General features: G+C 68.1%; 15 protein-coding genes. 11 read left to right on the top strand and 4 right to left on the bottom strand.

Annotated features, from left to right (window positions below):
* Positions 1–348: 348 nt before the first annotated feature.
* The gene (locus ACZ6Q9_RS24805; protein ID WP_396829709.1) at positions 349–1,068 is read left to right on the top strand and encodes a pentapeptide repeat-containing protein; all 720 of its coding nucleotides are present in this window, start codon (positions 349–351) and stop codon (positions 1,066–1,068) included.
* 95 nt (positions 1,069–1,163) lie between these two features.
* Here ACZ6Q9_RS24805 and ACZ6Q9_RS24800 read toward each other — a convergent pair whose 3' ends face one another.
* From ACZ6Q9_RS24800 to ACZ6Q9_RS24790, 3 genes are all read right to left on the bottom strand, one after another.
* Positions 1,164–1,313, bottom strand: a complete 150-nt coding sequence (locus tag ACZ6Q9_RS24800; protein WP_396829707.1) for a hypothetical protein — start codon at positions 1,311–1,313, stop codon at positions 1,164–1,166.
* Positions 1,314–1,460: 147 nt separating this feature from the next.
* Positions 1,461–1,595, bottom strand: coding sequence for a hypothetical protein (locus tag ACZ6Q9_RS24795; RefSeq protein WP_466021433.1), 135 nt, complete (start codon positions 1,593–1,595; stop codon positions 1,461–1,463).
* Positions 1,596–2,265: 670 nt separating this feature from the next.
* Positions 2,266–2,634, bottom strand: a complete 369-nt coding sequence (locus tag ACZ6Q9_RS24790) for a hypothetical protein (protein ID WP_396829726.1) — start codon at positions 2,632–2,634, stop codon at positions 2,266–2,268.
* Here ACZ6Q9_RS24790 and ACZ6Q9_RS24785 point away from each other — a divergent pair.
* The 8 genes from ACZ6Q9_RS24785 (at position 2,530) to ACZ6Q9_RS24750 (ending at position 8,904) form a co-directional block, all read left to right on the top strand.
* Positions 2,530–3,066, top strand: coding sequence for a DUF1062 domain-containing protein (locus tag ACZ6Q9_RS24785; protein ID WP_396829725.1), 537 nt, complete (start codon positions 2,530–2,532; stop codon positions 3,064–3,066). The two genes, ACZ6Q9_RS24790 and ACZ6Q9_RS24785, sit on opposite strands and share 105 nt — an antisense overlap.
* 132 nt (positions 3,067–3,198) lie before the next feature.
* Complete coding sequence (locus tag ACZ6Q9_RS24780) at positions 3,199–4,086, top strand: DUF1963 domain-containing protein (RefSeq protein ID WP_396829704.1); 888 nt, start codon at positions 3,199–3,201, stop codon at positions 4,084–4,086.
* Positions 4,087–4,386: 300 nt separating this feature from the next.
* Positions 4,387–4,725 carry a PadR family transcriptional regulator gene (locus tag ACZ6Q9_RS24775; RefSeq protein ID WP_396829702.1) on the top strand — a complete coding sequence of 113 codons (339 nt, stop codon included), beginning with the start codon at positions 4,387–4,389 and terminating at the stop codon, positions 4,723–4,725.
* Positions 4,722–5,765: a hypothetical protein gene (locus tag ACZ6Q9_RS24770; protein ID WP_396829701.1), complete on the top strand. Its 1,044-nt coding sequence runs from the start codon at positions 4,722–4,724 to the stop codon at positions 5,763–5,765. The genes ACZ6Q9_RS24775 and ACZ6Q9_RS24770 overlap by 4 nt, the downstream gene beginning before the upstream one ends.
* A gap of 381 nt (positions 5,766–6,146) precedes the next feature.
* Positions 6,147–6,485, top strand: coding sequence for a PadR family transcriptional regulator (locus tag ACZ6Q9_RS24765; RefSeq protein WP_396829723.1), 339 nt, complete (start codon positions 6,147–6,149; stop codon positions 6,483–6,485).
* Entirely contained in the window at positions 6,478–7,563 is a 1,086-nt protein-coding gene (locus ACZ6Q9_RS24760) for a hypothetical protein (RefSeq protein WP_396829700.1), read from the top strand. The genes ACZ6Q9_RS24765 and ACZ6Q9_RS24760 overlap by 8 nt, the downstream gene beginning before the upstream one ends.
* Positions 7,564–7,969: 406 nt before the next feature.
* The gene (locus ACZ6Q9_RS24755) at positions 7,970–8,179 is read left to right on the top strand and encodes a hypothetical protein (RefSeq protein ID WP_396829698.1); all 210 of its coding nucleotides are present in this window, start codon (positions 7,970–7,972) and stop codon (positions 8,177–8,179) included.
* A gap of 215 nt (positions 8,180–8,394) precedes the next feature.
* Complete coding sequence (locus tag ACZ6Q9_RS24750) at positions 8,395–8,904, top strand: ATP-grasp domain-containing protein (RefSeq protein ID WP_396829696.1); 510 nt, start codon at positions 8,395–8,397, stop codon at positions 8,902–8,904.
* 289 nt (positions 8,905–9,193) lie between these two features.
* On the opposite strand, the gene ACZ6Q9_RS24745 is transcribed toward ACZ6Q9_RS24750, so the two are convergent.
* Positions 9,194–9,919: an SDR family NAD(P)-dependent oxidoreductase gene (locus tag ACZ6Q9_RS24745; protein ID WP_396829695.1), complete on the bottom strand. Its 726-nt coding sequence runs from the start codon at positions 9,917–9,919 to the stop codon at positions 9,194–9,196.
* A 95-nt stretch (positions 9,920–10,014) separates the two neighbouring features.
* On the opposite strand from ACZ6Q9_RS24745, the gene ACZ6Q9_RS24740 reads away from it, so the two are divergent.
* Positions 10,015–10,851 carry a LysR family transcriptional regulator gene (locus tag ACZ6Q9_RS24740; protein ID WP_396829694.1) on the top strand — a complete coding sequence of 279 codons (837 nt, stop codon included), beginning with the start codon at positions 10,015–10,017 and terminating at the stop codon, positions 10,849–10,851.
* 142 nt (positions 10,852–10,993) lie between these two features.
* Entirely contained in the window at positions 10,994–12,448 is a 1,455-nt protein-coding gene (locus tag ACZ6Q9_RS24735; RefSeq protein WP_396829692.1) for an RNA-guided endonuclease InsQ/TnpB family protein, read from the top strand.
* Positions 12,449–12,824: the final 376 nt, after the last annotated feature.

Here is a 12,824-nt window from a genome sequence, read left to right as displayed (position 1 = left end):
GGTGGAGTGCGGAATCAACAGGCTCAAACGTCACCGCAGGGTAGCCACTCGGTACGACAAGGTCGCCGCGGCGATCAACGCATGGCTACCCCGCTTCTGAGCCCAACCAACGCGTCGGTGGGGCTGGCCACCGGGTGCTCGTCTTGGTCCTTCGAATCCGTGATGCCTGGGTGTGACTGCGGGGTCTTGTTCGTCGGTCGTATCGGTTTCAATGGACATGTGCCGTCGTCCCGTGATCGGTCGAATGCTGGAAATCGTCAACGCGTGCGCACTAAGCGGCGACCGAGAGCCAGGGGTCAGTCCGCGACCGAGCACCCTCGGTCGACGGTTCGGCTGGAGTTGGTCCCGGTGGGGCCGATCGACGTCAAGCCCGACCCCTGGCAGCGACTCGTGGCCATCGGCAGCATCCTGTCGGTGCTGTTCGTGGCTATCGGCCTGTACATCACCAACGAGGCCAACCGTCAGACCAGCGAGGCCAACCGTGAACAGCAGCGGCTTACCGCGCAGGGGCAGATCACCGACCGGTTCACCAAGGCGGTCGAGCAGCTCGGCCAGTCCAGTCCGGAGAAGGTAGACGTGCGGCTCGGGGCAATCTACGCCTTGGAGCGCATCATGCGCGACTCGGCCGACGATCAGCCCGCCGTCGTCGACATCCTCACCGCGTTCGTCCGGGTCCACTCTCCCGCACCCAAACGGCTCACGCCGCCGTCTCCCTTGACGATCGACATCCAGGCCGCGCTGACTGTACTGGGGCGCCGCGACAGCACCCACGACAACAAGGGTGGTCCGAAAGGACCACTCCGCCGCGTACTCGACCTCGCCAAAACCGATCTGCACAGCGCGAGCCTGGCCGGCGCGAACCTGGCCGACGCGAACCTGACCCGCGCGGACCTGGCCACCGTGAATCTGACCGACGCGTACCTGCACGGCGCGGACCTGCGCGGCGCGGACCTGCGCGGCGCGGACCTGAGAAGTGCGGACCTGAGCGACGCGAACTTGACGTACGCCCGGACCAATGACCGCACCCGGTTGCCCGAAGGGGTGGCGCGGCCGGCACCGTGTGACTGACGACGACCACGGCGTCTCCATATCAGCGGCACGAGCCGGGGCCCACACCAGGGCCGTCAGGCCGGTGCGGAGCCGCCTGGTCGTCCGACATCGCCCTACGCGGCGGCGGGACGCTCCCGGCGGGCAACCTGGGCCAGCGCGCGGACGACGTCGGCGGGTCGCACGGTGACCGGCTCGTCGCCGGCGGCATCGAGCGTGGCGTAGTGCGCCTCCACCATCTTCCGCAGGATCGCTCCCGGCTTCACCGGCCACCCTGCGGCCACCATCCGAGCCGCCCTGGCCCACCTCGCCAGCCACCAGATGGCCGCCCTGCAACGGTACAGCCGGCCCGTCGACGACGTCGCCGCCCTGGCCGAGCACGCCCGCTTCCAACTGTGGCCACCCGCCACCGATCAGACGTCGACGTAGTCCTCGGCGCCGGTCAACCGCAGTGCCCGCTCGTCATGCTCCCGGCACAGGTCGATGTCCTCACCAGCGATCCACCGGTCGCCGAAGATGACCCCGGACCGTGCCACCTGCCAGGTCACCATCGCCGCCTGCGGGCATCCGGCGGCATCGCAGACGGCTTCCGGACCGGGTACACGGCCAGCGGCGAGAGTGATGACCGGAACGGGCGGCATACGCGGCGGCACCTCCGAGCTCTGACGATCGAGCCTCCGAGAATACGAACCGGCCCCGTGATCTTGCCACCCGTCTCTTCGCTGCTCATGGCACGTTGGCAATCGTCACTGCCCGCCTATGCGGCCTCCAGACGTGACCACGGCGCGGTCTATCGAGGACATCACACAAGTTCGCCGCAACCGAGCGGTTAGATCTGCAGCGCGAGCCAAGATCGACTGCACTCGACTGCCGCGACGCGAGCGCTGCCGTGACGACGACGGATGTCCGGGCTTGGGCTTTCGAGGAGGCTGCTCCTATCCTCTCTGTTCACCAATCCGCCGCGGCAGGGAGGCGGCGGTCGTCCCCGCGACGCTGCCGGAGGGCAGGTCGAAGGCCAGCGGGAGGAACAAGTCCCACCGGGGGCGGCCGGAATGCGCCAGAAGGGGGCCGCGGCAACGATCGGCGCGTGGTCCACGCGCAGCTCGCCGGCCCCGCCCCTCGGTACTCGGCGGCAGGACAAAAATGGGTGGCCTCGCCGTCCCGTCCCGCCCTACCTTGTAACTGGATCTTCTTCTCCGACCCACTCACGAGAGGACTTCACTCCGCGTGACGCCGCCTGCTCTTTAGACCTGACACCTTCCCCGTGCATCGGTCGCCGACGTTGCCGTCGGCTCTTTTTCCCATGCCTTCCGTCAGGTCTTCAGAGAGATCATGTCTACGCGTCCTCATATCGTGCTGCCCTGGACCGTTCGGCCCGCGCGCCTTCCCCTGCTCGCGTTCCGTTGCGTCCACTGCCCTTCCGGCCTCGCCGGCACCGGCGACGGGAAGTTCCGCGTCAATGCCAACGGCAAACTCCTCGACATCTGGCTCCTGGTCGTCTGCGTTTCCGGCGACCGCACCAGCACAATCACCGTTCATGATCGCATCCCGGTCCGGTGCCTGGATCCGATCCCGCTGGAGGGCCACTCCGGCAACTCCTCTGCCCTCGTCGCCCGCGTCCTCCTCGACCCGCTGATCACCCGGCGCAACCGGTTCGCCCTGAAGTGGGACTCATGCGGGAAACTGCTCACCCCGCCCCCTCCCGAAAGCCCCTGGTCTGCCCAGGTTTCGGTCACCTTGGACGACCCCGTGCCCCTTCGCCCCGAACGGCTCATCGCCGAAGGGGATGGGCATCAGCCGCGGGGAGATCGCTTGCCGCGTCAAGATCGGCATTCCGCGGAACCGCAGAACTCACCGGGACTTCTCGTGCGTCCTGCTATGAGCCGCCGCCGTGGGCCTGAGCCGCGGCGGGAGGCAAGGTGGCCTTGCCCCGGACTGCATCACGCGGCGGTCCGCGCGCGGTCGCTCATGACCGGCGAACGAAGGTCAGGGCCGGCCCGAAACCGGCGACGAAGGTGAACGCCCGGGTGCATGCATCCGGACGTGCCGAGATGTGCGCACCCGATCACGGCGGCAGCGATGCCGACGACAGCGCGTGAGGGCCGTGGGGCACCGGTCGCCGGGCTCGCTCTCGTGGCACCATGTTGCGCTATGGATCATCAGGGGCAGCTTCGGCGTGCAGCGCTCGCGTTGGGTATCCCGGACGACGAGGTCAGCCGGTTCATCCAGCACCTCCGTTTGTCGATCCGGTTGAGCGGAGGATCCAGCGGTGTTCCGGTCGGGCAGTTCGGTGGGTTGCCCCGGCTGCCGGTGGGCATGGACTGGCCGTCTGACGGGGTCAGTCCGTTGCCGTTCATCTTCTCGGTCGACTGTGCGGCGCTGCCAAGAGTCGACGGCTTCGGCCTGCCGGCAGACGGCTCGCTGCTGTTCTTCATGGACCACGAGCAGGCCGCTGCCACCGGGGAGCGGAGGTACGGGCGAGTCGTGTATGTGCCGGCCGGCACCGATACCGAGGTGGCGGCAGGATCCACCGACGACGCGTTCGTCGACAAGCAGTACGACGTCGGCGCCACGCTGCGCGCGGAGTTCCCCGATTGGTTCGGGGCGGACGAGGACGAGGACGACGAGGACGAGGACGACCTGTCGCCCTTCCAGCAGCAGTTGGCCCGTGACCTCGAGCGTGACCTGCCGCACCTTGACGAACTCTGTGCTCTGGCCAACGATCTCTGGCCGCCTGACAACGGGTACGCCAGCGCCTATATCGGCGGGTATGCCGACGAGGAGGTAATCAAGAGTATTGCGGAGCAGACCCTCGCGTGGCGCGAGAAGACCGGCGAGATCGTCATCCCGGCCGCGAGATGGTATTTCCATGTGGAGAAGGAGACGCACCGGCTGACGATTGAGTGGGTGTCGCTCGCCCGCTTTCCCGTAGATAACGAGTTCTATTACCGGAGTGACGGGAGTTTCGTGATCCGTCATGACGACCTGGCCGCTGGTCGGCTGGACGAGGCGCTTTCCGTGGCTGAGTTGATCCCATAGAACACCGGCGGCGCCGGATGCGGCCACGATCTGCGTTGCCGGCGATGCCGACGTCAGATGCTGGGCATCCGCTATTGCCGAGATGAGTGCGCTGTTCGGGACGTTGCGATAGGGGGGTTGCCCGGCGATGCAGTGGCCGTTGGTGCTCCCTCCGGCCACCGGAGAGTGCTCGTGTGGCTTGTTCGGGTCTGCCGGTTCGCGGGGCGTGGCCCGGGACTGCAAGCGGGCGATGTAAGCGCCCCAGCCGGCGCGGCACCAGTGCCGGTGCAACATAGTCAGATAATCTTTATATTGACGGCTATGTCGAAAGCCATGCGAGAACCGACGTTCTGGATCCTGACCGCGCTGGTCGATCAACCACGGCACGGGTACGGCGTGATCCAGGCGGTCGAGTTACTCTCCGAAGGCCAGGTCAGGTTGCAGGCCGGCACCCTCTACGCGGCGCTGGACCGGTTAGCCGCCCAAGGACTGGTCGCGATCGACAGAGAGGAGATCGTTGAAGGGCGTCCTCGGCGCTACTACCGCCTCACTGACGGCGGCGCGGCGGCACTCGCTGAGGAGACAGCGCGACTGGCCCGCAACGCTAGCATCGCATCGCGGCTGCTGAACGCCTCGCGGCCTGGCCCGGCGTTCGCATGAGCCGCCGCCTCGCCACCCCATATCGTCTGCTGCTGCGCGTCTACCCGAAGGGCTTACGTCGCGGAGAACTGGCAGACACGCTGCTCATGGCTGCCGAGGCCGGACACGTCCGGCCTGGCCCTATTGAGACGCTCAACCTGCTTCGGCAAGGCATGCGGGCCCGACTCGGTCGCCCACTCAGCAGGGGCGTGGTCGTGCTGGCTATCTTCGCCTCAATCTTCTCCGGCTTTCTGAGCGCGTCGCTGGCGAACCGTATTGGTTGGGAGGCGGCGCCGGCGCTACCAAGCGGCGCGGCGTGGACTCAGCTCGCCGAGATGCTCACCCCAGGCTTATCGGCACGATGGTACGAAAGGTCGGACGGCCCCTTCCGCAACAACGGTGGTGAGACCGATGCGGCGTCGGTCAGCTACAGCACCGATCGAACGCCTGCGACCGAGGACGTCGACGCCTATCTAGCCGGCCTGCAGCAACGCCTGGAGGCGGCCGGCTGGACCGTCACCGACACCTACTCGACCAGCCCGACCGACATCGAAACCGGCGCCCGGCGCAACAACTCGCAGGCGTTGATCGCACGCAACGACGCACTCGTGCTGTCGTTCGAGGACTACTTCGACGCAGCGTACGCCGAAGGCGGGCTCAGGGTCTCGATCTACCGGGCGGAACCACGCTGGCTCACCGGTTCGACGCTCGCCGTCGGCCTGCTCGGCATGCTGGCTGGATGGCTGCTAGCCGGCTGGGCCAGCCGCCGTCTCGAGCACCGTCCGTGGGCAGCCCCTCTCGCTGCCACCACCGCCATCGTCGGTCTCGTCTTGCTGATCCCCGCCTGGCTGCTCGGTAGTCTGCAATACCTGGGCATACTGTCAGGCGCGGCCGTGCCTGACTCGCCGTTCTGGCGTGGCCTGGTGCCCACCGACGAATTTGGCGGCATGGCCTACCCCGCCGGGGCGGCGATAACAGCAGCCATCGCCGTGGCCGCGCTCTGCCCGCCCCGGCCTGCACCCGCCACCGACCCCGGCTCAGCAGGCACGGCGAAGACATGACAAAACGTAGCTGCCATCGGACTGTCCCGACGCCGCTCCACAACCGTCCTCGGACCATCGCAATAGTCCACCTTCGGCCAGCTCGCCGACATAATAGGCCGGGCTCCAACTCCGGCAGCACAGACGTGGCGCATCGATTCACCGCACAGTAGACCTGACGCCGACCCCGCCCGGTCTACTACAAAACCAGCGCTGTCACCGCATTCGCAATCTGACCCACGAGGCCAACCTCGACCAAGATCAGGCGTACTGATCCGTCGAGATGCGGATGGGTAGTCACCTGCCGGAGCTTTGCGCGATGCAGCCAAGCGGCCAACGCCAAGACCCAGTCCATATTCAGGCCGGCTGCATATAAAGATGGTCTACCATGTTGCCGTGACGATGCAGGAACCGACGTTCTTCATCCTGACCGCGCTGGTGCGCGCCACCCCGCTGCACGGCTACGGGATCATCCAGGCCGTCGAGCAGTTGTCCGGCGGGCGGGTCAAGCTCAAGGCCGGGACGCTGTACGCGGCGCTCGACCGGCTCAGCACGGAGGGCCTGATCATCGTCGACCGGGAAGAGGCCGTGGGTGGCCGACTGCGCCGCTACTACACGCTGTCCGGCGACGGCCGCGCTGCGCTCGAAGCCGCGGTGGAACGACTCCAGTCGAACGCCCAGGTGGCCGCCTCCCGGCTGCGCGAGGCTTGCGGCTTCATCGGGGGAGTTCAGCGTGCCTGACCTGGAGCACTCTTACCGCCGTCTGCTTCGCGCGTACCCCGGCTTCTACCGTCGCGAACGCGGACTGGAAATCCTCACCACCCTGCTCGACGCGGCCGAGCCGGGGCAGGTCCGGCCGTCGCGCGGCGAGGCGGCCCACCTGCTGGTGAACGGTCTCCGGTACCGGTTCGTGCCACCCACCTGGACCGGCAGGCTCGCGGCCGGCCTCGTGGCAATCTGGGCGGCGGTGGTGCTCAGCGGGGCCGGCGCTCTGGCCGTCTGGGCGTTCGCCAACCCCGAAGCACCCGATCTTGCCGCCTTCAGCGACGATCTGGCCGGCCGGCCGGCCTCGTTCGCCTACGAACTCCCGGGCGACAACCTCCTCGACATGGCCCACGCCTACCGGACGTATGGCGAGTTCCAGAATTTCGCTAAGGAGGGCTGGGACGGCGGGCGGCCGGCGCCAATGGGCCAGAGCCGGGTCTACGAGCAGGTCGCCGAGACACCAACCGTCTTGGCCGAGGCCCACGAGCACATGACGAGTGCGGGCTGGCGAACCGGCGCCCTGAGCCAGGGCGGCGTCAACAGCCAGGCCCGCGTGAACAGCCCGAACGGGGTGTTCTGGGCGTACCAGGACCGGGTGCTGTTGCGCGTGTCCGTTTACGACAACCAGACCGGCATCAAAGTCAGCGCCTATCCGATCGAGCCGAGCGGCGTGCTCGCCGGCACGGTCACCGGGTTCGTCATCGGGCTGATCGTGGCGTGGCAGGGGATGACCTGGATGGCTCACCAGGTCGCCCGGACCCCACGGCCAACCCGGCGGCTGATCCTGCTGCTCGGCCTACCGGCTCTCATCGCCTGCGGCGTGAACACCCTGGACAACGTGCTGAGCATGATCCCGGACCCGAACACCGCCAGTGTGCTGTTCGCCGCCGACTACATGTATCCGCTGGCCAACCAGATCGCCAACCCGCTGGCGGTCAGCATCATCGCGCTCGCGCTGACCGGCAGCCTAAGCCTGATCGCCGGGGCGGCCCGGATGAGCCGGCTTCGACCCATGAACGCAACAGCGTCGACCGGTGAAGTCGCCGAGAACTGAGCCGGATTTCCCGCGGCCCAAGCCGCCGGGAACCTCAGCCAACCGTTTCAACCTGGGTCGCCGTGTGCCCGAGCCGGCAGGCGGTTCAGCCACGGGACGGGCAGATCGATCGATCCCCAATTAATCACGCGAGCCTTCTCGATGCCGCACCTTTCTACTCCAGGCCGGCCGCCCCTCGCACGGGGCTTCACCCAGCCATAGGCGGCCCCGGACAGGTGCCCGCGGTGCCGGCGGGCAGCCTTGGTGAACCCGCGAACGCACCACGTCCGGATCTGCCGCGATGAGGCGCGGTTGCCGCCTGCGCACCCGTTACCGGGCGGGGCCGGTGATCCTGGGCGACATCGGCTGAGCAGGTCCGGATGGATACTCGGATGCGTTGGTCGGCTGTTTAGCTGATCGTTGTTGGATGATGTTGCTGGTGCCCGCCGATGTGTTGCGCCCCCGCCGGCCAGACGAGCACTTCGCCGACGAGGCCGAAGCGGCCCGCCAGGCCGGAATCGATGTCGCGGTGATCGACCACGACGCCTTCGTTCGCGGACAGGCGGACGGGGGCGGCAGTCGACAGGGTTCCCAAGAGTGCGGACGCGGTTTACCGGGGGTGGATGCTGCGAAGTGAGCAGTACGCAGCATTGGTGCGGGCCCTCGCGGGTCGCGGTGTGACCGTGCGGACCAGCCCCGAGCACTACCGGCGGGCACATGAGCTTCCCGGGTGGTACCCGGCGGTCGAAGGCCACACTCCAAGGTCGGTCTGGACTTCCGGCGACGATCGCCGCGGCTTCCTTCACGCGTGCGCGGCCCTTGGCTGCGGACCTGCGTGACTACAGCAAGTCGATGAAGCACTACTGGCATGAGGCGTCGTTCATTCCGGACGTGGCCGATCGCGATGCGGCATGGCGGGTGGCCAGCCGGTTTCGGCAGTTGCGCGGTGACGACTTCGCCGGCGGCTTTGTGCTGCGCCAGTTCGAGTCGTTCGTCGGGGCGGAGGTGCGGACCTGGTGGGTCGAGGGTTCCTGCCGCCTGGTCACCGCGCACCCCGATACCCCGGAGCACCAGCCACCCACAAAACTCGACCTGGCGGCCGTGGAAGCTTCGATGCGGGCCTTGGACCTGCCGTTCGTGACTGCGGATCTCGCGTTACGCGATGATGGTCGGTGGCGAATCGTCGAGATCGGCGACGGCCAGGTCAGCGACCGGCCGCGTAGCACGGCCGCTGCCGAGCTGATCGCGGCCCTGAACACCGAGGACCGCGCGCAGCCGACCCGATCCGGCGGCAACGTCCTCGACGGCGACGTCGGCCTGCATGCCTGGAAGCGGATGCTGGCCCGGCGGGAGTCCACGTGAGCGAACCAACCGCTGTTCCGTCAGTACCAGGTTCGCACATACACCTGCTCACTGACGCACACGACCCAGATCGCAACCAGCGCGACAGGGTCCCGTCGATAGTTTTGGCGGCGACCTGCAGTTCGTCGGTAGAACCGATTCGTCGTATGTCGTCCGGAGCCCAGATAGCAGCCATGATGCGAAGTTCCCCTCATTCGTTCGCGTCCGTTGCGCGACACCCAGTCGAGGTCTTTGACAGCCTGGAGACCTCGTGGGGCGTCTCAACGGTGGGTGAGCAAGGAGGGGCTCGTCACCAGGGCACATTCCCGGCGTCATCGAACAGCCCTCCGGTCGGGCCGTCGTCGGGCAGCGTGGCGAGCCGAATGGCGATCTTGGCGCCTTCTGCGGGCGTACTGGTTCCGTGGAAGCCGTTGAGATCGGTAGCGACGTAGCCGGGGCAGGCGTTGTTGATTTTGATATTGGTGTCACTCAGCTCCTTGGCGTACTGGATGGTGACCGCGTTGAGGAACGTCTTCGACGGTGAGTACGCCCCGCTGATCCCGCCGAGGTCGACACCCGGCGTGGTCTGCAAGGCCAGAGAAGCGACGTGGCTGGACTGGTTGACGATCCGCGGGCGATCGGAGCGGCGCAGCAGCGGCAGCATCGCGTTGATGACCCGGACGACGCCGATCACGTTGGTCTCCACCACCGCCCGCATACTCTCCGGCGTAACGGTCGAGGGCTCCTCCGGCCATACCCCGGCGACGCCGGCATTGTTGACCAGCACGTCAAGCCGCCCGGCACGCTCCTCGATCAGTGCAGCGGCGGCCACAACGCTCGCGTCGTCGGTCACATCGAGGAGCACACCGAACGCATCGACGCCGGCCGCACGCAGCTTCGCCACGGCGTCCTTCCGGCGCTGCTCGTCCCGGGCCCCGATTCCGACGCTCCAGCCCAGCGCGCCGAGCCCGGCCGCGATCTCGTATCCGATTCCCTTGTTCGCGCCGGTGATCAGCGCAATCGTCTGTTCGCTCATGCCGTTGATCGTGACCGGACACCGGCGGGGCACCAACACCGTCTGAGTCACGCAACGATACCCAGCCGATATTGATCCGCCGGTAGTCTGAACGGGTGGAGACGCGGGAGTTGCGGTACTTCGTTGCGGTCGCCGAGGAGTTGCACTTCGGCCGGGCCGCCCGGCGCCTGGGTATCGCCCAGCCGCCGCTGTCGCGGGCGATCACTCAGCTCGAGCAACGACTCGGAGTCGCGTTGCTGGAACGCACCAGCCGCAAAGTCACCCTCACCGAAGCCGGATCAGTGCTGCTGGCCGAAGGCCGGGCGATCCTCGGCGCGCTGGCCGCAGCCGAGCGGCGCACCCAACGTGCCGCGACGAGTCAGCCCTCGCTCGTCCTGGCCACCAAGGCCGGCGCCTCCGGCGAACTGCTGGCAAAGTTGCTCGACGCGTACGCCGCCGAGCCGGGTGCCATCGCCGTCGACCTGCTGCTCTGCGAATCCCAGCCCCAGCAAATGCTGCATGATGGCCAGGCCGACGTGGCACTGCTGCATCAACCCTTCGACTCGACGGCCGAACTCGACACCGAAATTCTGAACACCGAGGGACAGGTCGCCATCCTTCCTGCCTCGCATCCGCTCGCCGACAGATCCCACGTCCGGACGGCGGATGTCAGTTCACTGCCGGACCTCCCGCTTGCCCGCTGGCCCGGCCCCGGCGGCGCCTATCCCGAAGGCCCCGGAGCGGAAGTACGCAACCAGACACAGCTCTTCCAGCTGATCGCGCTTGGCCGCACCACCGTGGTCCTGCCCGAATCCTGCCGCGCCAACCTGCTCGAAGGCCTAGCCGCCGTGCCGGTTCTCGACGCGCCGACCGTGACGACCGTCATCGCCTGGCCGCCACACAGCCGCTCCCGAGCACTCGCCGACCTCGTTCGCGTAGCCACACGCCTCTGAGCCTCTTCAGCAGGCACGACATGGGGGCAAGACCGGTGGCCCGGTCGGAGATGATGTACATCGTCGAGGACGACCAACAGATGTCCTTGGTGCTCGCTAGTGCTGTGTCCACAAACGTTTGCCGGGTCGACGGCGATGAAAAATGTCGTACGGGTGGTGTTGGCTTCGGTTTGTGCCTCGTCGTCGGGATCCCGCCGCGCCTGCGGTGGTGTATCGCACCGCTCGTGTCGCGGTGCGGGTGACGGCGGGGCAGCGGCGGCGGTGTTTCGGGCTGCTGCGCTCGGCCGGTGACGTGTGGGCGTGCGTGGTGGAGGTCAACGCATGGCGGCGTCGCCGTCGGGACGCGCCGCTGGCCGGTTATCAGGAGTTGTGTCGGGAGTTGTCGGCGTCGGGTCCGGGCACGTTCGCGGAGTTGGACTCGACTGGGGCGCGGTCGGTGTTGCGGCGGTTTTCGGATGCGTGGTTCGCGGCGGCGAAACGCCGTAAGGCCGGTGACCTGTCGGCGCGGTCCCCCAGGCGGCGGCGGGGGTTGGTGCCGGTGCGCTGGTACCACGGCACCTTTACCCTCGACGGCCACCGGGTGCGCATCCCCACCGCACGAGGCATCGAGCCGTTGTGGGTGCGCCTGGCCCGTCAGGTGCCGTATCCGGTGGAGCAGGTCCGCTCGATCACCCTGCTGTGCGAGGGCGGCCGGTTGTTCCTCGACGTCACCGCCGAGATTCCGGTCGCGGTGTATCCGGCGGGTGAGGGGCCGGACCCTGCGAGGGCGGCGGGTGTGGACGTGGGAATCATCCACCCCTACGCCGTCGCTGGGCCCGGTGGGGAGGCGCTGTTGGTGTCGGGGCGGGCGATCCGCGCCGAGCACCGCATGCACCTGGCCGACACCAAAGCCCGCCAACGGACCGTCGCCCGACGGGCACCGAAGCCGGGTCAGCGGGGGTCACGGCGGTGGCGCCAGTACCGGGCCCGGGCCCGTCGGGTGGAGGGTCGGCATCGGCGGCGGGTGCGGCAGGCCCAACACGAAGCCGCCCGCACCGTCGTCACCTGGGCCGTCGGCCAGCGGGTCGGGGTGCTGCACGTCGGCGACCCCCGTGGGGTCCTGGACCTGCCGGCGGGGCGGCGGCACAACCTGCGGCTGCGGCAGTGGCAAATCGGCCGGCTTCTGCAGATCCTCACTGACAAGGCCACCCTCGCCGGCATCACCGTCCACCTCGTCGACGAACGCGGGACCTCGTCGACCTGCCCGACATGCCGGCGACGCGTGCCGAAGCCGCGCGGGCGGACCCTGACCTGCCCACACTGCAGATTCTCGGGCCACCGCGATGTGGTCGCGGCGGCCAGCATCGCCACCCGCACCCCGGGCGGCGGACCCACCACCCCCACAGCCGTGCCCGTGCTGCCTGGGGTGGTCACGCACCGTCGAGTCGGCCGGCACCTCCCCGGCGCCGGCCGGTCCCGACGTGACCCCCGCCGCCCACCGGGCGGCGCGAGGGTCGGTTTGGCCCGCTGTGGCCCGCCCCACCAACCATCGATGGGGAGTCGCTCGCCTCTACAGGGAGGATCCACAACAAGCCACTGGAAACCCGGTGAACGTTAGTGGACACAGCACTAGCCAAGTGAGAAGCCGGTCGGCCGCCTGCTCAACGTCTTCTTGTGGGCCGAGAACTGCCCGAGCCGCTTCCGCGTAGGTCGCCAGGACCCAAGTCCCGCGGCGATGCCGTCACCCAGATGACCACTGTGGCAGCTGTTCCTTGGCTGCGGATGAAGTTGACTGCGAGCTGTGTTTTGCCGACGCCGCCGAGACCGGTCAGGACGACTGTCTCCCCGAGCGAAAGTCCTCGAAGAACCCGCTGCGGTCCTCGACGCGGCCCGGTGACCCGGCCCGGGGCCGGCCGAACCGCGCCACGCCCGCTCTGTCGTCCGCCAGCGCTGCCGCGCGGTATCGCTCCTCCCGGGCGGTGCGCACCCGGGAG

It is taken from the genome of Micromonospora sp. NPDC049139 (assembly GCF_055586845.1).
This window is presented reverse-complemented; position numbering and strand designations above follow the sequence as displayed.